At 60.2% G+C, this 23,132-nt stretch carries 14 protein-coding genes; 11 read left to right on the top strand and 3 right to left on the bottom strand.

Features of this window, described 5'->3' with window-relative positions:
- Nucleotides 1-47: 47 nt before the first annotated feature.
- From AC6I8V_RS24390 to AC6I8V_RS24380, 3 genes are read left to right on the top strand one after another with little or no spacing between them, the layout of a single operon-like run.
- Nucleotides 48-6,101, top strand: a complete 6,054-nt coding sequence (locus tag AC6I8V_RS24390; protein ID WP_497846976.1) for a beta-ketoacyl synthase N-terminal-like domain-containing protein — start codon at nucleotides 48-50, stop codon at nucleotides 6,099-6,101.
- The gene (locus AC6I8V_RS24385; RefSeq protein WP_497846975.1) at nucleotides 6,098-7,213 is read left to right on the top strand and encodes a Gfo/Idh/MocA family oxidoreductase; all 1,116 of its coding nucleotides are present in this window, start codon (nucleotides 6,098-6,100) and stop codon (nucleotides 7,211-7,213) included. Before AC6I8V_RS24390 ends, AC6I8V_RS24385 begins: the two co-directional genes overlap by 4 nt.
- A complete protein-coding gene (locus AC6I8V_RS24380) occupies nucleotides 7,206-9,596 on the top strand; it encodes an alpha/beta fold hydrolase (protein WP_497846974.1) in 2,391 nt (796 codons plus the stop codon). Before AC6I8V_RS24385 ends, AC6I8V_RS24380 begins: the two co-directional genes overlap by 8 nt.
- On the opposite strand, the gene AC6I8V_RS24375 is transcribed toward AC6I8V_RS24380, so the two are convergent.
- Complete coding sequence (locus AC6I8V_RS24375; RefSeq protein ID WP_497846973.1) at nucleotides 9,529-10,404, bottom strand: helix-turn-helix domain-containing protein; 876 nt, start codon at nucleotides 10,402-10,404, stop codon at nucleotides 9,529-9,531. The genes AC6I8V_RS24380 and AC6I8V_RS24375 overlap by 68 nt on opposite strands.
- A gap of 127 nt (nucleotides 10,405-10,531) precedes the next feature.
- Here AC6I8V_RS24375 and AC6I8V_RS24370 point away from each other — a divergent pair, with 127 nt between their 5' ends.
- A complete protein-coding gene (locus tag AC6I8V_RS24370; protein ID WP_497846972.1) occupies nucleotides 10,532-12,544 on the top strand; it encodes a TonB-dependent siderophore receptor in 2,013 nt (670 codons plus the stop codon).
- Here the strand turns inward: AC6I8V_RS24370 and AC6I8V_RS24365 are convergent.
- On the bottom strand, nucleotides 12,541-13,284 hold the full coding sequence (locus AC6I8V_RS24365; RefSeq protein WP_497846971.1) for a 4'-phosphopantetheinyl transferase family protein: 744 nt from the start codon (nucleotides 13,282-13,284) through the stop codon (nucleotides 12,541-12,543). The genes AC6I8V_RS24370 and AC6I8V_RS24365 overlap by 4 nt on opposite strands.
- Before the next feature lie 153 nt (nucleotides 13,285-13,437).
- Here AC6I8V_RS24365 and AC6I8V_RS24360 point away from each other — a divergent pair, with 153 nt between their 5' ends.
- From AC6I8V_RS24360 to AC6I8V_RS24335, 6 genes are all read left to right on the top strand, one after another.
- A complete protein-coding gene (locus AC6I8V_RS24360) occupies nucleotides 13,438-15,063 on the top strand; it encodes an ATP-binding protein (protein WP_497846970.1) in 1,626 nt (541 codons plus the stop codon).
- Complete coding sequence (locus tag AC6I8V_RS24355) at nucleotides 15,056-15,748, top strand: response regulator (protein WP_497846969.1); 693 nt, start codon at nucleotides 15,056-15,058, stop codon at nucleotides 15,746-15,748. Before AC6I8V_RS24360 ends, AC6I8V_RS24355 begins: the two co-directional genes overlap by 8 nt.
- Nucleotides 15,749-15,956: 208 nt before the next feature.
- Nucleotides 15,957-17,045, top strand: coding sequence for an ABC transporter substrate-binding protein (locus AC6I8V_RS24350; RefSeq protein ID WP_497846968.1), 1,089 nt, complete (start codon nucleotides 15,957-15,959; stop codon nucleotides 17,043-17,045).
- Between the two features lie 102 nt (nucleotides 17,046-17,147).
- Complete coding sequence (locus AC6I8V_RS24345; RefSeq protein ID WP_497846967.1) at nucleotides 17,148-18,917, top strand: ABC transporter permease; 1,770 nt, start codon at nucleotides 17,148-17,150, stop codon at nucleotides 18,915-18,917.
- The gene (locus AC6I8V_RS24340) at nucleotides 18,910-19,980 is read left to right on the top strand and encodes an ABC transporter ATP-binding protein (RefSeq protein ID WP_497846966.1); all 1,071 of its coding nucleotides are present in this window, start codon (nucleotides 18,910-18,912) and stop codon (nucleotides 19,978-19,980) included. The genes AC6I8V_RS24345 and AC6I8V_RS24340 overlap by 8 nt, the downstream gene beginning before the upstream one ends.
- 301 nt (nucleotides 19,981-20,281) lie before the next feature.
- Nucleotides 20,282-21,307 (top strand): tyrosine-type recombinase/integrase, encoded by a 1,026-nt coding sequence (locus tag AC6I8V_RS24335; RefSeq protein WP_497846965.1) that lies wholly within the window; start codon nucleotides 20,282-20,284, stop codon nucleotides 21,305-21,307.
- An 86-nt stretch (nucleotides 21,308-21,393) separates the two neighbouring features.
- Here the strand turns inward: AC6I8V_RS24335 and AC6I8V_RS24330 are convergent, their stop codons facing one another.
- Nucleotides 21,394-22,305, bottom strand: a complete 912-nt coding sequence (locus AC6I8V_RS24330; protein ID WP_497846964.1) for a LysR substrate-binding domain-containing protein — start codon at nucleotides 22,303-22,305, stop codon at nucleotides 21,394-21,396.
- Nucleotides 22,306-22,595: 290 nt separating this feature from the next.
- Between AC6I8V_RS24330 and AC6I8V_RS24325 the strand changes: the two genes are divergently transcribed.
- Nucleotides 22,596-23,126 (top strand): sugar dehydrogenase complex small subunit, encoded by a 531-nt coding sequence (locus AC6I8V_RS24325; RefSeq protein ID WP_497846963.1) that lies wholly within the window; start codon nucleotides 22,596-22,598, stop codon nucleotides 23,124-23,126.
- Nucleotides 23,127-23,132: the final 6 nt, after the last annotated feature.

Below are 23,132 nucleotides of genomic sequence, written 5' to 3'. Positions count from 1 at the left end.
CGCGGCACATAGATTGCTATGCGCCGACTTTATCGATGAGAACATCCATGAGCACAATGAGTACTGAGCAGTTTTCTCAACACTACGGCGACACGCTGCCTGTCGCGATTATCGGTGCCGGTTGCCGTTTTCCCCAGGCCAGTTCGCTGTTTGAGTTCTGGCGGCGCATTGCCGATGGCGAAGAGTTGATCACCCGCTTCGATGCGGCGGCGTTGCAGGCGGCGGGGGTAGATCCGGCGTGGCTGGATCGGCCCGACTACGTGCCAGCCGCCTCGGTGGTGGACGATGCCGAGCGTTTTGACTGGGGCTTTTTCGGCTATTCACGTCAGGAGGCGGAGAGCATCGATCCCCAGCAGCGTTTATTCCTGATGTGTGCCTGGGAAGCGCTGGAGATGGCCGGTTATCAGCCCGGCGCGTTGCAGGAACGCGTCGGGGTAATCGGCAGTTCGCGCATGAGTACCTGGCTGACGGCGCAGCCGGAAGACGCACAAAATATTGTCGCGCCCGCCACCTTCCAGAAACTGATCGGTAACGACAAAGATTATCTCGCCACCCGCGTGGCCTACAAACTTGGGCTGCGCGGCCCGGCTTATACGGTGCAAACCGCCTGCTCCAGTTCGCTGATCGCCACCCATCTGGCGTGTGAAGCCATTGCCAGCGGCGAGGCGGATATGATGCTGGCGGGCGGTGCCAGCCTGAGCTTCCCGCAGCAGGCGGGTTATATCCATCGCGAGGGGATGATCTTCTCACGCGATGGTCATTGCCGACCGTTCTCCGCCGAGGCGGATGGCACCCTGGTGGGCAACGGTGCCGCCGTGGTGCTGCTGAAACGGCTCGACCGCGCGTTAGCGGATGGCGATGCGATTCTGGCGGTGGTGCGCGGCACCGCCACCAACAATGACGGCAACGATAAAGCCGGGTTTACCGCACCGTCGCTCTCCGGGCAGCGTGCGGTGATCCGCGATGCGCTGGGGATCGCCGGTGTCGCGGCCAGCAGCATTGGCCTGGTCGAAGCGCACGGCACCGCGACGCCGCTCGGCGACCCGCTGGAGATCGCCGCCCTGACCGATGCCTGGGCAGCGGATGCCCCGACGCCGGGCCAGGCGGCCATCGGCTCGCTGAAAAGCAACCTCGGTCATCTGGATACCGCCGCCGGGATCGCCAGCCTGCTGAAAGCCAGCCTGGCGCTGTGGCAGCAGCAGATTCCTCCCAGCCTGCACTTCACCACGCCGAATCCGGCTATCAATTTTGACCAGACGCCGTTCCGCGTGCCGACGCATCTGGAACCCTGGCCGCAGCCGGAAAACAGCCTGCACCGCGCCGCCGTCAGTTCGTTTGGCATTGGCGGCAGCAATGCCCATGCCATTCTGGAAGCGGCCCCGCCACGCAGGGCGACCCGCGCCGAACATCAGCTGTTCCCGCTGCTGCTGTCGGCGCGCACCCCAACGGCGCTGCGCGCGCTGGCGCAGCAGCATGTGGCGCGTCTCAGCGACCGCGAACCGGGCTTTGCGCTGGCCGATTACGCCGCCACCTCGCTCTACCATCGCACGCTGTTCCCCTGCCGTCTGCTGTTGCTGGCCAGCGATGCCGACGGCTGGCTCGGCCAGCTGCTGGATATCAGCGAAGCCGCGCAGGACGATGCCCTCTCCGGCCTGCTACTGGCGGAGAGCGACAGGCTGGATGACGCCGCGCGCCAGCGCTGGCAGCAGCAGTTAAGCGCCGCCACTCCCGACTGGGCGAGCCTGTTCGACCGACCGCAACAGCGCGCCATGATGCCGGTGGCACCGTTTGAAGGGGAAATCTGCACGCCGCTGCGCGGCGGAAACACCGAGGCGACCGCACGCTGGCAGGCGTTAGGTGACGCCGGTCATCGCTGCGCACAGGAACGGGGCGCCCAGCTTGACCTTAGCGTGCTGGATGAAGAGACACGCTGCGTGGATGCGTTACATTGTCACTACGTCGGCGCGCTGCTGGCAGGCATTGCGCAGGGCGAATCCCTCGGCGATCTGCCGTCCCTGCTGGCACGGCTCGCCATCCCGGCACGCTACAGCGACCTGATGCAGCGCATGTTGCGTGACCTGGAGGCCGCCGGTTGCCTGACGCAGCAACAGGGGCGCTACATCATGCAGCAACGCCCGCCGGTGGACGTGGACGGCTGGCTGGCGCGGATGCGTGATGTCGGGTATCACCATCTGGCGGCACTGATCTCCCGTACCGGCCCGCAGCTGGGTAATATGCTGCGCGGCACGGTGGACCCGGTCAGCGTGGTATTCCCCGCCGCCGCCACCGACGATGTTGAGCATATGTATCAGGAGCAGCCGTGGTCACGCTACTTCAACCAGATCGCCGCCAGCAGCGTGCGGGCGCTGGTGGAGCGCGCCAGCGCCCCGGTGAAGGTGTTGGAAATTGGCGGCGGCACCGGCGGCACCACCCAGGATCTGTTGCAGGCGCTGCCACAGGGACGCTGCGCGCGTTACACCTTTACCGACGTCGGCCCGCTGTTCCTGCAACGCGCCCGCGAGAAGTTCAGCGCTTACGATTTTCTCGATTTCCACACCTTCGATATGGAGCAGTCGCCTGCCGCACAGGGGCTGAGCCTCGGCGAGTACGATCTGATCGTCGCCGCCAATGTGCTGCATAACAGCGCCGATCTGCGCCAGCTGTTCCGCCGCCTGGCGCCGCTGCTGAAACCCGCCGGTATCATCCTGCTGCGTGAAATCACCGCGCCGAAAAAGCTGTTCGATTTTGTCTTCGGCGCGCTGGTGCCGCCCATCGCCGATACCGCCCAGCGCCACGGGGAACTGTTCGCCAGCGCCGCAGACTGGCAGTCGGCGCTGCATGAGGCGGGCTTTAGCCGCTTCGATGCCTTCCCGGCGACCGGCAGCCCGGCCAGCGCCCTCGGCGAGCAGATTCTGGTGGCGCAGCTCGCCACGCCAGCCACCCAGCCCGCCGCGGCGGCGGCGTCCTCTTTGGTGACGCTGTCACTGAACGCCCCCGCAAAAGATGCGAATGGGCAACCTCAGTGGTCAGCCGCGACGCTGCTGGCGGCGATTGAGGCCGCGCTGCCACCGCGCGACGCACAGCATTTATGGGCTGAGCAGTGGCACTGCGACCCGACCGGCGCGCCTGCGCCGCTGGCGCTGCAACTGGAGATAAGCCAGCATCGGGTGCTGGCGCAGATTGGCGCCACCCCGCTGGTACAGGCGCGCTGGCGTCAGACGCGCACCGGGCAGCCGGACGGGCGTTCGTTCCCGGCGCAGCTGCCGCGTCCGTGGCTGGCACAGGGCGGATTGTGGCACTGGCGCTGGCAAACCGCCGCGCTCAGCGACATCGCCTCGCTGGCCCCGCAACGGCTGACGGTGCCAGCCGCGGCGGCGCAGCAGGCCGAATTTTACCAGCAGCTGCGCACCTGGCTGACGCAAAGCGCCGCGGGCGCATCCCTGCTGTTGCAGTCCGAGGGGTTGTTCGACGCCACACAGCCCCACGCCGCAGGCTGGCTCCCCGGCTTCCTCGCGGTGGCGCGGCATGAATATCCCGCGGTGACGCTGACGCTGGCGGAGGGTCCGGCGCAGCGCAGTCAGGACGACGCTGCCCGCCTAGCGGCGAGCGCCGCCCCGCTGCTGCGCTGGTCGCCGCAAGGCTGGCAAAGTCAGGCGCTGCATCCGCTGGAACCGGTGCAGCCGGATACGCTGGCGGAGGAAGGCTGTGAACTGTTTATCGGCGGTCTGACGCCAACCGGCCTCGCGGTCGCCGCCCGGCAGGTGGAACGTGGGGCGAAAAAGCTGGTGTTCCTGGTACGCCGTCAACCGCGTCCGACCGAAGCGGCGCAGCTGGCCCGCTGGGAAGCCCAGGGTGTTGACGTGGTGATCGATACCGCCGGGGATGTCCACGCGGAAGCCGCGTTCGAGACCGCGCTGGTGCGCATGGCGCAGCATCGCCCAATCGCCAATCTGTGGCATCTGGTGGGCGCCATTGATGACCGTCCGATTGCCGAACTCGACTGGGCGGCGTTGCAGGCGGTGTATCAGTTGCGGGTGGAGAGCGCCCGGCGCATCGCCGCGCATCAGACGCTGCTCGATCCGGCCCACACGATTTACTTCTCCTCGGCGGCCAGCGTACTTGGGCCGCAGGGCCAGGCGGCTCACGCCAGTGCCTGCGCGGCGCTGGAGCGGCTGGCGGCGGAACGCTGCGCCGCCGGTTATGACACCCTGGCGGTTGCCTGGGGATTGTGGGGCATCACCGATTCGCTGACGTCGCGTCAGTCCGGCGCGCTGGCGCAGCGCGGGATGCTGCCGCTCGACACCGATGTCGCCCTCGATCTGCTGCTTCAGGCGCAGGCTGCGCCCTGGCCGGTGGTGGCAGCGATGCACCTCGATGCGGCGCGTTTACAGCAATCGGCGCTGAGTACCGGCGATCGCCAGCAATTTGCCGCGCTGCTGACGGCACCACAGCCGCCGGAGCCAGCGCCGGAGACGACGCCTGGCGATCTCGATCGTTTCCTGCGTGAGGTGCTGGCTAAGCAACTTAACTGCGCGGCGGCGGATATTCATGATCACAGCAACCTGGTTCAGCTGGGGCTGGATTCGCTGCTGTTCCTCGATTTAAACGAAACCCTCGGGCGCGAGCTGGGCGTAAAACTCAACGCCGAAAGCGTGCTGAAAGCGGGCACGGTGCAGGAACTGAAACAGGCGCTGGAGGAGGCGCTGGCCCCGGCGGGCCACGGCGACAGCCTGCTGCGCCAGCGGCTCCGTCAGCTGGAAACCCATCAGCCGGGCTGGCTCGATACGCGCGGCGACGTGGTGGATCGGCCTGATGGCCCGCTGCACCTCACCCCGCTGCAACGGGCGCGCTGGCAATGTTTCGCCAGCCAGCCGCGCCTGCTTTATGTCGAATATGACAAGCCACACGACTTCCCGCTGGCGGCGTTTATCGCTGGCTGGCAACAGCTGGCGGCACGCCATCCGCTGCTGCGCAGCGTGATCAACGCGGCGGGCGACATCGTGACGCAGGCAGCGGCACCCGTGCTGCCGGTAGCACGCCATGACTGGCGCGGCGCGTCGGCGGAAGATTTGCGCACCCGGCAACTGGCGTTGCGGGCAACCTTAGCGGCGATGCGCTTTGATCTCACCCGCCTGCCGCATCTGCATATCGCGGTGGGAGAAAGCGATCACGGCTATCGCCTGTGCCTGAGCATCAGCACGCTGCTGGTGGATATTGAGAGCTTCCGCGTGCTGCTGCGCGAGCTGCACCAGCTGATTGCCCAGCCGGACAGCGTGCTGCCGACGCTGCGCTTCTCGCCGCACGGCTATCAGCGCGCGTTGCTGGCGCTGGCGCAACAGGAGCCGCCTGCCGCCATCCCGGCGCTGTCCGCGCCGTCCCTGCCGTGGCAGGCGGGCGATCGCGCGGCGCCGTTTATCATCTGGCGTGATGCGCTGCCTGCCGCGCAATGGCTGGCGCTGAAACACCAGGGCGAAGCGCTGGGTGTCTCCGGCACCGATGTGCTGATGGCCGCCTGGGCGTTGACCCTACGCGACTGGCTGCGTCAGCCAGCCCTGCAACTGCGGCTGGATTATACCGACCGCCTGCCGCTGCATCCGCACGCCTCGCAGCTGGTGACCGATGCCAGCACCCTGGCGCCGATCGATCTGACGCTGGAGAACGCCGCGCACTTCCTGCAACTGGCGCAGGCCGTCGGACAGCAGCGCCAGCAGCGGCTCGATCACACCCTGCCTGCGGGCGAGGAAGAGGCGCACTGGCTGGCCCAGCTGCCGGTGGCGTTCACCAGTTTACTTGGCGTACGTCAGGCGTATGCGATCCCGGAAGTGTCCGATCCGCTGCTCGGGATGCCCGATTATGAATACGCGGCGCAACCGGAAACCCCGCTGCATTTGCAGGCGCTGGAGGAGGAGAGCGCGCTGCTGTTCAATATCGATCAACAACAGGGCTGGTTACCGGAGGCGCTGGGCGAGATCGCCATGCTGACGCTGCGTCAGCTGCTGGAGACCCTGGCGGCGGGTGAAGCGGCATGGCACGCGCCGCTCAGCCTGCTGCTGCCGGAAGATGCTGAGATCCAGCGGCTGGCACAGGAGGCGGCGCAATGACGTCACGCCCTACCGCGCTGGTGTGCGGCACCCGCTTCGGCGAGCATTATCTCGCGGCGTTAGCGCATCCTGCTTCGCCGCTGCGACTGGCAGGCATCCTGGCGCGCGGCAGCGAGCGCTCCCGTCTGCTGGCGGAGAAATTTAACGTCCCCCTGTGGCGCACGGTCGCTGAGGTTGACGATCGCGTTCAGGTGGCCTGCCTGGCGGTGCGGAGCCGTATGGTGGGCGGCGATGGCAGCGCGCTGGCGGAGGCGCTGCTGCGGCGCGGGATCGCCGTGTTGCAGGAGCATCCGCTGCATCCGGGGGAGGCGGCGCGTTTGCAGGCGCTGGCGGCGACGCAGGGAACGCGTTATCACATCAACAGCTTTTACCCGCTGCTGCCAGCGCCCCAGCGCTTTATCGCTTACGTCCGTGAGTGGCGTAAACAGCAGACGATCCAGCTGATTGAGATCACCACCAGCCTGCAATTGCTTTATTCGGCGCTGGATATTGTCGGCCATGCGCTCGGCACCCTGACGGCGACGCCGTTTGTCGCCGCCCCGGCGCCTGCCGTGCCCGGCTGGCCGGTGCGTCAGCTGCATGGCACCCTCGACGGCATCCCGGTGGCGATCACGCTGCAAACCACGCTGGACGCGCGCGATCCCGATCATCACAGCCTGGTGATGCACCGCATTGCCGTGGGCAACACCTCCGGTAATCTGTGCCTGAGCAGCAGCTTTGGCCCGGTGGTGTGGAGCCATGCGATCTACGCGCCTGATTACGATCGCGACGACGCCCGCGCTTCCTGGCTGCTGTCGCCCGAGCTGCATCAGGCGAGTCACTACAACCAGCAGCCGGGCGCGATGGTGTTTGGCGCGCCGCGCGGCGAAAGCCTGAATGAGGCGGTTGAACATGTCTTCCCCCAGGCGCTGCACCGCGCCTTTGACGGCCTGTTAGCGGCACAACCGCCGCAGTGGCAGCAACCGGCATGGTGGAAGGCGCATGGCGATCTCTGGCTCGATGTGATGCGCCAGATCGGTGCGCCTGCCCCGGCGCGCTTTACTCCTCCCCCTAAACCCTCCCCGGACCCGGAACGCTGGGCGGCGACGCTTCAGGAGAAGCATCATGACTGATTCAACCGATGTGTATCGCGATTTAGGCCGACGGCTGGAGCAGGCGGGTCTGGCCGAACATGCGCTGTTTCTTAACTGGGGTTATCAGGACCCCGACGCCAGCCCGCTCTCTGCCAGTGAGAGCCAGCGCCAGCTGGTCCTGCAACTGCTGGGAGACACCCCGGTGGATCAGCGCCAGGTGCTGGATATCGGCTGCGGACGCGGCGGCGCGGCGGCCCTGCTGCTGGAAAAATTCCGGCCATGCAGCGTAACCGGCATCGATCTCAGCCCCGGCAATATCGCGTTTTGTCGTCAGCGTCACCGCCATCCGCGCCTGCGCTTTCGGCTGGCCGATGCCTGCCAGCTGCCGCAGGGGGATGCCAGCGTTGATCTGCTGCTGAATATTGAGTCGTCGGGCGCGTATCAGGACATCACCGGTTTCTGGCGTGAAGTGTGGCGCGTGCTGAAGCCCGGCGGCGATTTTCTCTATGCCGACCTGTTCGCCGCCGACAGCCTGCCGGATGTGGTGGCCGCCCTGCACGGGCTGGGCTTCGTCATCGCCACGCAGCGGTCGATCCGCCGCGAGGTGATGGCCGCTCGCCGTCACAACAGCGACAAACTGGTGCAGCGTCTGCTGACCCCAGACGAGGATGCGCTTAGCGCGCAGCAGCTGCGTGACTATTTTGCGCTGCCGGGTTCGCCGGTTTATCAGGCGATGGAACAGGGTCGGGTGGATTATTGTTGCCTGCGCCTGGTGAAACCGCCGCAGGCCGGGCGTGCTGGCGAGCTGTCGCCCGGCCTGGCATCGCGCCTGGCCCGGCGGGCGGATCAGCTGGCCGCCGCCGTCGAGGGGCGCAGCGCCAGGGAGGCGTCCGGCCATTTTCCGTTACAGGCCCCGGATCAAGACGCCGCGCTTAACCTGTTCGCGCTGCCCTATGCCGGTGGCGGCGCCTCCATCTATCGGGAATGGGGACAGGACGCGCACTGGCCTGCCGACTGGCGTTTCTGCGCCCTGCAACTGCCGGGACGTGAGAACCGTATCGACGAGCCGGGCTGCGATCGTATGGCGGAGCTGGTCGCGGCGCTGGCAGCGCAGATCGCCCCGTTCGCCGATCGTCCCTGGGCGCTGCTGGGCTGTAGCCTGGGCTGCAAAATTGCCTTCGAACTGGCGCATCACTTCAGCCAGCGCCAGCAGGCGCCGCGGCTGCTGTTTCTGATGGCCTGCCCGGCGCCGCATATCCCCATCACCCATCGCCTGTCGCAGCTGGATGACGCACGCTTTACCGCCGAAGTGCAGCGGCTGGGCGGCACGCCGGAGGCAGTAACGCGCGACCCGGAGATGATGCGCACGGTGGGCAAAGCGCTGCGCGCCGACTGCGCGCTGGCGGAGCAGTATGTCGCCCCCGTCCATCGACGGCTTAACGTGCCCGCCCTGCTGGTGCAGGCCAGTGATGATGCGCTGGTCAGCTGCGCGCAGATGGCGGCGTGGCAGCCGCACTTTTCCGCGCCGGTCTCGACGCTGACGCTTGATGGCGGGCATTTCTTCCTGCGGCAGCACCGGGCGACGCTGGAGCAACGGCTGGTGAGCGCGCTGCGTCCGCTGCTGACGCCGCCGGATGCCCGCGACTGGTTCCCCTTTGGCGATCCGCGTTCCGCAGCGGCGACGCCGGTGATCGCGTTTCATCATGCGGGCGGCGCGGCGGCGAACTGGCGCGAGTGGATCGCCCCTGCGGCACGCCATGGGCTGACCTTCTGTCCGGTGGAGCTGCCAGGCCACGGCACCCGTTTCAATCAGCCCTGCGCGGAGGATATTGAGACGCTGCTGGCAAGCCTCACCGCGTTGCTGATGACCGACGATCAACCCTGTCTGCTGATGGGCCACAGCCTCGGCACCCTGCTGGCATTTGAACTGGCGCGCAGGCTGCCGCCGGAGAAGGTGCTTGGCGTAGTGGTGGCGGCACGACGTCCGCCGCAGCAGCCCACGCCGCCGCCGTGGCGTCATACCATGAGCGATAGCCAGCTCGGCGCCGCGCTGGGCGCGCTGGGGGGAACGCCGCAAAGCGTGATGGCCAACCCGGAGCTGCTGGCGCTGTTTCTCCCGGCGCTGCGCGCAGATTTCTCGCTGACGGAGACCTATGTCTGCCAGCCGCAGCCCGGCGAACGGCGGCTGCCGCTGCTGGTGCTGGGTGGCGATGCGGATCAGGAGGTGTCGGGCAGCGCGCTGCGCGAATGGCTGCACTGGGGCGATGCCGCCAGTCGTTGCCAGCTGATGCACGGCGATCATTTCTTTCTGCATCAGCAACGCGAGCGGGTGTTAACGGCGGTGGCGGCGTGGCTCAGCCAGCAAACTGCCGCCGATACTGGCCTGGCGTTGAGCCATACTGACGCTGAAAGCAGCGGCTGAGATGGCTGGCGTGAGAGAATCCGCACAGTCCGGCGATGTCATTCAGCGACATCGCCGTCTGCGCCAGCAGAGTTTTCGCCTGTTCCAGCCGACACTGGATCACGAAATTCCACGGCGTAATGCCGAACATGGTGCGAAAACCGCGTTTCAGGGCCAGCGGCGTCAGTCCGGCGGCGCGCGCCACGGTGTCGAGGTTGAAGCTGCCGTCGAGGTTATGACGAATATAGTCACGGGCTTTGATCAGTCGCTGACGGTCACGCGCCAGCAGCGGCGTGTGCCCGCCCGCCATTACCTGTTGCAGCTGCCACTGCCGGACACTTTGCCATAACGCATCCAGCAATAAACTTTCCAGCCGCAGCCCGGCGAGAGCAGACCCGGCCTGCTGCGCTTCGCGGATTTCGCTGCGCAGGCTGATGAGCCCTGCCGTCAGCGGCGCATGAACGATAACGCCGCCCTGCTCCGCCACAATCACCCCGGCATCCTCCAGCACCGCCAGATAACGCACCGGATAATCAATAATGCTCATGTCATAAAAGGTGTGGCGCGGGAAAAAGTCTTCTCCCCGGCACGGCGTGCGGGCGCAGGAGATCAACAGGCTACCGGCATGGAACGGCCGTATTGCCCCGCCATCCAGACGATAATGTCCCGCGCCTTCCACCATCAGCACCAGCGACAGATGCGCCTCGCTCTCGCCCCGCAGCACGATGTCATGTTGCAGGGTGGTCTCAATCGAGGTCAGTGTCATGCCGGCTATCATCTGGCGTTCAATGCCGGTCTGACGTAATACGTCAGCGTGTGAGTCATTCACCCTGATGTTCCTGATGATAATGATTTTTATTTAGCTTTATCGTGCAACTTTACACCTGAGCGTGCAATGCTTTTTTTTTCGCCTGCTATAACCTCGGCCTTTTCTGGATTTGGGGATATTTTTTAGGATGAAAATCAATCGTACTACACAGCTCATCATCAGCAGTCTGCTGCTTTCACAGGGCGTTTGTGCCGCAACAACCGACAATAACGACGACACGCTGGTGGTGACTGCCAGCAAACAAGCGCCCACCGCTGCATCAACCCGTAACGTCTCTTCGGTGAAGGTGGATGCCGCGACCCTCACCGATGCCAACGTGAGCCGCACCGACCAGCTCAGCCGGGTGCTGCCCGGTTTGCAGATGGGCAACAGCGGCAGCCTGATTTTCCAGTCGGTCTCGCTGCGCGGCGTTACCTCCGCACAGGACTTTTATAATCCCGCCGTCTCATTTTATGTCGATGGCGTTCCACAGCTCTCCACCTTTGCCATGCAGCCGCTGCTCGACGTGGAAAGCGTCGAGATGCTGCGCGGCCCGCAGGGTACGTTGTATGGCAAAAGCGCCCAGGGCGGCATCATCAATATCGTTACCCACCAGCCGGATAGCACGCCGCGTGGCTATGTCGAAGGGGGTTACGCCAGCCGCGAGGGTTATCACACCAAAATCAATGCCAGCGGACCGATTCAGGATGGCCTGCTGTATGGCAGCGTGACGCTGCTGCGTCAGGTGGATCAGGGGCCGATGACCAACCCGGATACCGGCAGCGACCATCTCGGCGGCTCGCGCACCAATGCGGGTAACGTGCGACTGCGGCTGGCGCCGGAGGGATCGCCGTGGGAGGCGAATCTTGCACTCACGGAAGACTGCACCCATGCAACCCAGGATACCTACGTGCCTTTCGACCAGGTGAAAAGCCGTACGCTGGATATCAGCCCCGGCGGTGGCGATCCTTATCTGCGCAGCTGTACCCACAGCCAGTCGCTCAGCGCCCGCTACACCACCGATGACTGGATCATCAGCATGGTCAGCGCCTGGCAGCAGCAAAATTACGACCGTAAGTTCCCGTACGGCTTCTATTCCGCCAGCCTGCCGGAGCGCTGGAACCAGAATGTGCAGGAGATCCGTGCCGCAACGCGCGGTAACGATACGCTGGACGCGGTGTTTGGCTTCTACCGCCAGGATACCCGTGAGGCGCTGGATTCCTCCTACAGCTACGGCGGGGTGCCGCTCACCAGCACCCATTCCCACACCGAATCGCAGACGCTCGCCGCCTATAGCGATCTGACCTGGCATGTTACCTCGCAGTTTGATTTGGGCGCGGGGGTGCGTTTCTCGCACGATCAGGCGAAGACGCGTTATTCAGGCCTGTACGATCCTCAGGGCGACAGCAACAGCACCAATGACAATCAGGTGCTGGGTCAGGTCTCTGCCGGGTATCAGTTAACCGATGCATGGCGGATCTACAGCCGCGTGGCGCAGGGATATAAGCCGGTTGGTTTTAACATCACCCCAACCGTGGGCACCGCTGCCGAGCCGTATGCGGCGGAGAAATCGATCAACTACGAGATCGGCAGCCGTTATCAGCAGGATAACCTCTCCCTCGATGGCGCGCTGTTCTACACCCACACCAAAGATATGCAGCTTTACTCCGGCCCGGCAGGCTACCAGACGCTGAGCAACGCCGGGAGCGCCAACGCCAGCGGTGCGGAACTGAGCGCCAGCTGGCAGTTCACGCCTGGCTGGGCCTGGCAGGTGAACGGTAACGTTGTCCGTTCCGAATTCACCGGCAGCAGCGAAAACTACGCCAACAAACGTACGCCGTTTGTACCGCGCTACGGCGCGGGCACCAGCCTGGTCGGCAATATCGATACCGCCTGGGGCGCGTTAATGCCGCGTATCGGCGTGAATCTGACCGGTCCGCAATATTTTGACGGCGACAACACCCTGCGCCAGGGCAGCTACACCACCACCGATCTGCGTCTCGGCTGGCAGGCTACCGAGCGTATCAACGTGGCGGCATATATCGACAACCTGTTCGATCGCCGCTATCGCACCTATGGCTTCCTGAGTGGCACCGACGCCTTTGCCCAGGTGAACTTTGGCCGTACGGCGGGTATCGACGTCCGTATCGATCTGTTCTAACCGAGTGGGGCCGGGCGCGGCAGTGCCTGGTCCTCTTCCTGCCAGCGATAGAAACGGATCGCCGGTTGCGGCAGATTCACCACCAGCGACAGCGTCCAGTCTGCTGCGATTTGCCACTGCTGACAGTGCGGCGCAAAGCGTGGCGGCGTTACGCAGGGCGCGGCCTCGACATGGCAGAGCCCCTGCTCTCCGATTGCCACATTCAGCGCACGCAGTGGCTGAGTCAGCCCATCTCCGGTGGCCTTTAACCAGGCTTCTTTCAGTGTCCAGATCGCGTAAAAACGCGCCCGCTGCTGCGCCTCACCGGCGGCAAGAACAAAATCCTCTTCATCGGCGTTAAACGCGACCGCCATCACGTTACGCACATCCTCCAGCCGCTGATGATGTTCAATATCAATGCCGACCAGCGGCTGGCGACAGAATGCTATCGCTACATAACCCTTGCAGTGTGAAATGGAAAAATAGAGTGGCGGTTGCAGCGCATTGCTGACGGCGGGTTTACCCTGCGGGCCGGGGCGGAAAGTCCATGCCTGCGGGGGAATGGCGGGATGATAGTGGCTGAGCAACTGGCGGATCATCTGGCGAGTTAATAAGGCCCGCTGGCGATCGTCCGGCTGGTGAAATCCCTGACAATGGGTATATTCCTGCGGGCTGAGGAGCGTGATTAATGCCGCTTCGCGCAGCCGGGAAAATGCGCTCGCCTCATCAGCAAGCCAGATGTGAAGCGCCTGAGCATCCATGTTCTTTCCTGAAAGAATAAAGCCGGAACAGCATAACGCCTTATTCAGGGGCAATTTTCAACCCAGGGTTTGTGCAGGTATGGGGGTGTTCGATGTTGTACAGATTTTGCATAATACGCGCAAATTCAGTTTCTCCTCACCCTGGCAGGCCGCATGAAATACAGACTTCCTTTTCAGGTGAAACTCTTTTTATCTCTGGTGGCTTTCTCCTGCCTGCTGCTGGCGATATTGAGCGCCATTCTTTTTCATTTTATTGATCGGCAACTGCATCACGATCTTGGCCAGCGCGCCCGCGTGCAGGCCAGTGAAATCGCCCTGATGCCGGGGTTAGCGCAAGCGGTGGCGCAGCGCGATGTGGCGGCGATTGCACGCTTAATCCAGCCGTTGCGTGATAAAAGCGATGCCAGTTATATCGTGATTGGTGATATTAACGAGCAGCATCTTTATCATTCAGAATCACCGGAACGCCTTAATTTGCCAATGATTGGCGGGGATAATGCCGAAGTTTTGCAGGGCAAAACCATTATTTCGAAGCGTCAGGGCGGCATTGGTGTTTCTTTGCGCAGCAAGGCGCCCATTCTCAATGCCAATAATCAGGTGATTGGCATTGTTTCGGTCGGCTATCTCACCTCCTATATCAATAATCTCAATACGCGTCTTCTGGCTCAGGCGAGTTTATATGGCCTGCTTCTTCTGCTGCTGCTGTTTATTTTTTCATGGATATTTACCCGCAACGTTAAAAAACAGATGTTCTGGATGGAGCCGGGTGCTATCGCGCTGCTGGTACTGCAACAGAAAGCCCTGTTCAACGCCATGTATGAAGGCGTATTTGCCATTAATGCGGAGAAGCAGTTGATATCGATTAACCGTGCCGCCCGCGAGTTGCTGGATATTCGTCAGAGCGAAAATGAACTGATTGGCAAACCGCTGGAGCAGGTATTACAGACGCCACCGGCGTTTTTCTCACCCGACGGCAGCCACCACGATCAGATCACCGTGTTAAATCAGCGGCAGGTGATCGTCAATCGCGTCCCCATGGAGCTGGCACCCGGCACGGAAAGCGGCTGGGTATTTAGCTTTCGCGACAAAAATGACATCAATACGCTCAGCAGCCAGCTAAGCCAGGTGAAGCGCTACGCGGACAATCTGCGCATCATGCGCCACGAACAATTAAACTGGACCGCCACGCTGGCCGGTTTGTTGCAGATGCAGCGTTATGACGATGCCATACGCTATATTCAGGCGCAGTCCGCAGGCGCCCAGGCGGTGCTTGATTTCGTCTCAACACGTTTTACCTTCCCGACGCTGTGCGGCCTGCTGCTGGGAAAATATGTCAGCGCGCGCGAGAAAGGCATTGAGCTGCGATTCGATCCGGCCTGCCAGCTTAGCGTGATGCCGGCAGCGATCAGCGAAACCGAACTGATGTCCATCATTGGCAATTTGCTGGATAACGCGGTGGACGCCGCGCTAAAAGCGCCCTCGCCGTCAGCAGCGGTGGATATCTACATTTCAGACCGAAATCAGGAGTTGCTGATTGAAGTGGCCGATCAGGGGAGCGGCGTGGACCCTGCGCTGAGGCCCTGTCTGTTTGAACAAGGCGTGACCAGTAAGACGTCAGGCAGCGACGAAATGGCCGGTTCGGAACACGGGATCGGTCTCTATCTGGTGGCAAGTTACGTCCGGCGCGCTGGCGGCAGTATCGAGATCACAGACAATACACCGCAAGGTTCGATATTTTCGGTATTCATCCCCTTACAGGTAAAGCCAGGCTATGGATAACAACAACATCGACGTCGTTATTGTGGAAGATGAGCCGCATCTCGCGGGTTTGCATCGCGATTTTATTCAGCATCATTTTCACCTGCGCGTCGCTGGCATCGCAGCCACACTCAAAGAGGCCCGCTCCCTGCTGGCGTTGCATCAGCCGCGTCTGGTGCTGCTCGACAACTATTTGCCGGATGGTCAGGGCGTGGAGTTATTCGACAGCCCGTTGTTGAAAAGTTTTGAGTGCTCGGTGATTTTCATCACTGCCGCCAGCGATATGCAAACCTGTAGCCACGCGATGCGCAGTGGCGCGTTCGACTACATTCTCAAACCGGTCGCTTTTCATCGTCTTCGCAGTTCGCTGGAACGTTTTATGCAGCTGATCGAGACGATACGCCATGTCAAAGTGGTGGATCAGCTCGCCCTTGATCGGCTGTTTAATCTGCCGATTATCGATACGCCAGCGCCTTCCCTGAAAGGGATTGAGCCAAACACCCTGGAACGGGTGCAAAGCGTTTTTATCGCCAGCCCGGACTACAGTTTTTCGGTGGAAGAAGTGGTGGACGGGGTGGGCATCAGCAAAACCACCGGTCGTCGTTATCTGGAATATTGCGTGGAAACGGGCTTTATTGACGTTGAGATGCTGTACGGCAATATCGGCCATCCGCGGCGGCTCTACCGCAAAAGCGCCGACAGATAAAATCCCGCATTGTCTGCTTTCCCCCGCCGCCCGATCAGCGATTCCGGGCGCGTTGCTCCGTGCCCTGCTCGTGGTTTTTATGGTGTTAATTGCCGAAAAAATGCCAACAATCACACTTCGGGAAGATAACAACCTTGCCCTATTGCCTGAAAAACACCATGCGTTATGTTGCTTTTTAGTTTATCAAGCGTAACCATAGGTAAATATAATGTTAAATATATTTCAAATTTCACTGATTGCTTCCGCTGTGTTGATCTCTTCCTCTGCCATGGCCGCCCTGCCTGACGGCTATCCATCCGACTATCAAAAACTTGTCGCTGCGGCGACCAAAGAAGGCAAAGTGGTGATCTACTCCACCACGGACACCAAAGCCGCTGGCCCGTTGATTCAGGGCTTTGAATCGACCTATCCCGGCATCAAAGTCGAATATAACGACATGAACAGCACCGAACTGTACAACCGCTTTATCAGCGAACAGGCCTCCGGTGGCGGCAGCGGCGATGTGGTGTGGAGTTCGTCGATGGACACGGCGCTGAAGCTGGCGACCGATTACGCCCAGGAGTACAAATCGCCAGAGCAGGCCCAGCTGCCGAAATGGGCGGTGTGGAAAGATAAAGCGTATGGCACCACCTATGAGCCGGTGGTGTTTATCTACAATAAACGCCTGATCCCGGCAGGCGAGGTACCGGATTCCCACGCGGCGCTGGCGAAACTGATCGCCAGCCAGAGCGACAAGTTTCAGAAAAAAGTGACCACCTACGATATTGAAAAGTCGGGTCTCGGTTTCATGCTTTCCGTGCAGGATTTTAAGGCCGATCCGGACTACTTCAAAACGCTGGCTGATGTCGCCAAAGGCGGCCTTGCGGTCCAGTCCTCTACCGGCACCATGATGGAAAGGGTGTCATCGGGTGAAAATCTTATCGGGTTCAACATCCTCGGATCCTATGCGGAGTCCCGCGCCAAAACCGATCCTTCGCTGGGTATCTCCTATCCGAAGGATTACACGCTGGTCTTGTCCCGTGTCTCCTTTATCAGCCAGCAGGCTCAGAACAGCAATGCGGCAAAATTGTGGCTGGACTACGTGCTGTCGGAAAAGGGTCAGAGCATCCTGGCCAATCAGTCCGATATTCCGTCACTGCGTAACGATATCGAAGGTAAAAACGACATCGACGGCATGACAAAAATGCTGGGCAACGCGCTGAAACCCATCCCGGTTGACGAAACCCTGCTGGAATATCTGCAACAGAAAAAACGTCTGGATTACATCAAACAGTGGCGTGCCGCTGCCGCCAAATAAGATTTCCGTCCTGCAACGGGAAGCATTCCGGGTGTACCTGGGGGTACGCCCTTATTTTTGCCTGATTTCGCTGTACAGGGTTGTTAACTGAGGGCCTCTGACATGAGCACATTGCGCAGAAAGTGGCAGTCGCTGCCACGCGGTATCGTGGTGCTGATAACGGCGCTGGTCATCTATATTCCGTTATCATTCATTGTGATACAGAGTTTTCTCTCCGCGCCGTTCTTCTCTCCGTCGAAAGCGTGGAGCCTGGAATCTTTCGAATTTATCTTTACCGATCCCGATTTCTACACCGCGCTGAAAAGCGGATTTATTCTGGCGTTCGGGTTAGTGGTGATCGCCATCCCGCTGGGCGGCATTCTGGCGTTTCTGATGGTGCGCACGGATTTGCCGGGACGTCGCCTTATCGAGCCGCTGATCCTGGTGCCGATCTTTGTCTCACCGATGGTGCTGGCCTTCGGCTATGTGGTTGCCGCCGGACCGGTGGGTTTCTTCTCGCTGTGGGCGCAATCCCTGCTGGGTTTTGTCCCCTGGAATATCTACAACATGTGGAGCATCGTGGTCATCGCCGGTCTGACCCACGTTCCGCACGCTTATCTCTACATCTCCTCCGCGCTACGCAGCGTCGGTTCAGATGTGGAAGAGGCCGCCAGGATCGCCGGTGCCTCTCCGTTACAGGTTATGACCTCGGTCAGCCTGCCAATGGTGCGCCCTTCAATGCTTTACGCGACGGTGCTGCTGTTTTTCCTCGGGCTGGAAGTCTTTGGTCTGATGCTGGTCCTCGGCGATCCGGAAGGCAATTTAGTGCTGGCGACTTATCTGTATCAGTTGACCAATAAGCTGGGCACCCCTTCCTACCATCTGATGGCGGCGGTGGCGGTGGTGCTGATTTGTATCACCATTCCGCTGGTGATGTTGCAGCGCCGCCTGATGCGGACCGCCAACCGTTTTGTCACGGTAAAAGGTAAAGCCTCGCAGGCCCGTGCTCTCCCGCTGGGTAAATGGCGCTGGGTGGCCGGTGCCGTGGTGGCCTTCTGGCTGACCGTTACCATCGGCGTTCCGCTGATTGGCGTGATGTTGCGGGCCTTTATTTCTAACTGGGGCGTCGGGGTATCCATCTGGGACGAACTCTCGCTCAACACATTCCGCACCATCTGGGAACAACCGAATCTGCTGCGTGCCATTGTCAACTCGATGGCGATCGGCGTGATTGGCGGGGCGCTGGCCGTAGCCTGCTACCTGTTTATTGGTATCTCGATGCACCGCAAACCCGATGGCGTAACGCGTTTCCTCGACTACAGCGTCCTGGTGCCGCGAGCGGTACCAGGTCTGCTGGCCGGTCTGGCGTTCCTGTGGGTTTTCCTGTTTCTGCCGATGTGGCTCGATAACGCGCTTAAAAGCGGATGGCTGTCCGATATGCCCTGGTCGCAATGGCTGCGTGACAATCTGGTGGTCTGGCTGCGTTCGCTGCGCAGCACCATTTTCAGCGTCTGGCTGGCCTACACCGTGGTGTGGATGGCGTACGGCTTAAGGCTGATCTCCTCAACGTTATTACAGGTGGGGCCGGAACTGGAAGAGGCCGCGCGCAGCACCGGTGCGAGCCGTGGACAGATCACCCGGCACGTCACGATCCCGTTATCGCGCCACGGCCTGATCGGTTCCTGGCTGCTGATGTTTCTGATTTTCGAACGTGAATATTCAACCGGCGTGTACCTGCTCTCGCCGGGCACCGAGACCATCGGCTCGATGCTGGTTTCACTGTGGGCGGCCGGGGCCATTGATATTGTCGCTGCCCTCTCCTTTATTAACATCCTGCTGGTGGTGGTAGGCCTGGGGATTGCCCTTCGTTTTGGAGTCAAATTACATGATTGAATTAACGGTCGAGAATCTGCACCTGACTTACGGTGACAATCCGGTATTAAAAGGCGTCTCCATGGAGCTGAAACGCGGCGAAGTGGTCTCTTTGCTCGGGCCATCCGGTAGCGGAAAAACCACCCTGCTGCGCGCCGTGGCCGGTCTGGAAAAGCCCTCTCAGGGCGCCATCACCATTGGCAAAAACCGGGTGTATGACGGCACGCCGCGCAGTGAAATTCCTGCCGAAGAGCGCAATCTCGGGCTGGTGTTTCAGTCCTACGCGCTATGGCCACATAAAACCGTGTTTGAAAACGTGGCTTATCCGCTGAAGCTGCGCAAGGTGGTGGGGGCGGAGATCAGCCAGCGGGTGCAGGATGTGCTGAACCAGCTCGGCCTCGGTCATCTTGGTCAGCGCCATCCTCATCAGCTCTCCGGCGGCCAGCAACAGCGCGTGGCGATTGGCCGTGCGCTGGTCTACAACCCACCGGTGATCTTGCTGGATGAACCCCTGTCAAATCTCGACGCGAAGCTGCGCGAAGAAGCGCGCGTGTTCCTGCGTGAACTGATCATCAAACTGGGTTTATCGGCGCTGATGGTGACGCACGATCAGAACGAGGCAATGGCCATTTCCGATCGTATTCTGCTGCTTAATAACGGAAAAATTGAACAGCAGGGCACGCCGCAGGAGATGTATGGCTCGCCAAAAACGCAATTTACGGCGGAGTTTATGGGCAGCAACAACCGTCTGCACGGCAAAATTACCGAGGTACGGGAAGGCAAAGCGCGTATTGAGGGCAAAGGCTGGGCGTTGTGGGGTCTGGCGGGTGCAGGAGTGCAAAGCGGCCAGCAAGGGACGGCGGTGATCCGCGTTGAACGCGTGGCGCTGGCCGACGGGCCAGGCGAGAACCAGCTGGAACTGCCTCTGCTGACCAGCATGTATCTGGGGGATCGTTGGGAATATCTGTTCCGGACTTCAGGCGATGACTTTGTCATCCGCGCCTACGGCAGCGAGGTACGAGATCCTCAGCATTGTTATCTGCGCTTGCCCGAAGATCAGCTGTGGATTTTCCCGCAATCCTGACGTTTACAGAGAGCGGCGCAGGCCGCTCTCCTCCCGCAGGATCGATTCACCCGCTCAGCAACGCAGATGGCTGACTTCATATAATGGGCATTATATGAAGTTAGGATCCGGCAAAAGATCGGGTTATGATGCGCAGCGATAAAAGGATCGTTCGTCTGCTGACGAAATCGATCATTGCCACACATTTCCCTGATGAAAAAACAGGCGTCGCTACGCGAATTCTGCAAGGTAATCCCCCTGCTGGTTTTGCAGAATTCACGTAGCGTGCGCAATGCTGTTTTTGATGAAAAAACGGACAGCTATGACGGATCTGGCGCTGAGTAGCGCACTTCTTACCGATGGCAGCGCAGAGGTATCTGAACGGCTGCGTGAATTTGTGCAGGATCGGGATGCTTTCTCGGATAACACCTGGCGTCAGCTGCTGAGCGTGATGCGCAGTTGCAGCCGCTGGGCCGATCGGCATGGGCGCAGTGTGCTGCCGATGCTACCAGCCGATCTGCGCGACTATCTCAGTCACTTGCAGGCAAGCGGTCTGGCCTCGGCGACCGTCGCGTCGCACGCCGCGTTAATCTCGATGTTACACCGTAACGCCGGACTGCTGCCGCCTACCAGTTCACCGCTGGTGTTCCGTGCGATGAAGAAGATAAACCGTACCGCCGTGATCAGTGGTGAACGCACCGGCCAGGCCGTACCGTTTCGGCTGACCGATCTTCTGAAGCTGGACCGGCTGTGGTCAGGCGCTGACCGGCTCCAGCAGCGACGCGACCTGGCTTTTCTCCATGTCGCCTATGCCACGCTGTTGCGTATCAGTGAATTGTCTCGTTTGCGGGTGCGTGATGTCATGCATGCGGCCGACGGGCGCATCATTCTGGATGTGGCCTGGACCAAGACCATTGTGCAGACCGGCGGGCTTATCAAATCCCTCAGCAGCCTCTCCACTCAGCGTCTGATGGAGTGGATTGACGCCGCCGGGCTGGCCGACGAACCGGATGCTTTCCTCTTCAGCCCGGTGCACCGGACCAACCGCGCCCTGCCCTCGGTTAACGCGCCGCTCACCACCCGCGCAATTGAGGATATTTTTGTTCGCGCCTGGCGGCTGGCAGGTTCTGCGCGGCAAATGAAGACCAACAAAAACCGCTATCGGGGATGGACCGGTCACAGCACCCGCGTCGGCGCTGCGCAGGATATGGCGGCTAAAGGCTATCCCGTTGCGCAGATCATGCAGGAGGGAACCTGGAAAAAACCTGAAACCCTGATGCGTTATATTCGCAACGTTGATGCCCACTCAGGCGCCATGGTTGACCTGATGGAGAACATGGAAGAGTGATCTGTGGACTGACCCGCCGCGGTGGTGAAGCGGGTCTCGCCGTTAAAAAGTAAGGGAAAATTCATTATTCACTGGAGCCATCATTTTTATTCATCCATCCCGGCGGCTAAAAAATCACTAAAATATTTGGTCATTAACTTCTGGGCGGGATTTGTTTGGTCGCGCATCCAGACGAAAATTAATTGCGTCCATGCGCCTTCATCACTCAGCGGGCGATAGACAACATTACCAATATTATGTGAAATAATATTTTCCGGGACGAGGCTGAATGCCATCCAGGCATTGACCATTCCCAGGCCATTATTTACCGCCGATACCCGCCACTCAATATTTGGCGTGAAGCCCGCCTGATGCGCGAGTTGTATTAAAGAACAACTTATTCCCTGCGTATCCGGTTCCTGATAGCTGACGAAAGATTCATTCTCAAGTTCCTTCATTGACAGAATATCGCGTCCGGCCAACGCGTGGCCCGGCGACATAGCCACAAAGAGTTTCTGCACTGAAAAAGAACAGGTTAAGGCATCTTCAGGTAAAAACGGAAACGGGCCACGTATCACCGCTAAATCAATTTTTTTATCCTTGAGTAATTTCAGCTGCTCGGGCATGGGAAGCTCCACCAGCTTTATCTCCAGAGAAGGATAAGTACCGCGAAAGTTCTTCAGCAGGTTGAGAAACTTGCCATCTAAAAGCGCGGTGCCGACATGGCTAATAGTGACCTGACCCGCCTCGCCTTTTGCGGTTTTTCTTGCCTGTTCGATGGCATGAATATGGCGATCGAGTAACTCAACCACGCTCTGATGATAATGCTTCCCCGCAGCAGAAAGGCAGATACCCCGGCCAGCAGGCTGAAACAGGCGAAAACCCACCTCCTGCTCCAGGGCTTTGATTTGCTGGCTGAGTGCGGACTGGGCTATGCCAAGTTTTTCCGCTGCCTTGCCGTAGTGCTCAATCTCAGCAAGACAAGCAAAATATTCTAATCGTTTTAATGTATCAGCCATCGAGAACCCATAAGCATTTGCTTATCAAATTTACATTTTTGTTATGTGGATTACATTTCTTTATCAAATCATACTACAATCCACAATAACAATGAGGAAATCACTCACTGTAGGTAACGATTTCCTCTCAATGCGGTAAAAGAAAAGCAAGACATCTGGATTGGTTTCCCTGGCTTTTCGACTGCGCGAATTTCATATGCAAATTTAGTCAAAATCAACAGCTAGTTGTAACGCACACGGTAACAAAAAGTAAGTCATTAAATTTCAGGATACTGCAGGAAAAAATGATCATGACTAAATCCGTTACTTCCTTTGAAAGAAGGCGGTTCATTAAACTTTTGGCGACGACCACCTTAATCGGCAGCGTCAGCAGTTTGCTTCCTGGACAAGTTGTCTGGGCAATAGATACAGGGAACAGTTCAAACGCCGCGTTATCATCTTTTATGACAACGTCGGAAATTATCTGTGGCTATTCTGAACTCGATAGCGCGTTAGGAAGCCGTATTTTCGCTTTGATGCAGAGCCGCAATTCATCGCTGAGCGATCAATTGGGCAAGCTTGGCAGCCTGCTAAACGCCGACATGAGCTCTGCCGAGATGCAGAATAAATTGAAGGACGCAGACAAGGGCATTCAGACATTGTTCGCCGATATCCTGCGAGCATGGCAGATAGGGATCGTCGGCACGGGCAAAGAGGCGACGGTGGTCGCATATGAATATGCGCTGATGTACAAGCCAATTGCCGATGTCGTTGTATTGCCAACCTATGCCCGAGGTGAACCTCACTACTGGGCACACCCTCCTGTAATCAAAAGCGCGTAAGTGAAC

It is taken from the genome of Pantoea sp. X-Soil-TKNS-1207 (genome assembly GCF_059730485.1).
Note: the sequence above shows the minus strand (reverse complement) of the source record. Positions and strands in the feature narration are given on the sequence as shown.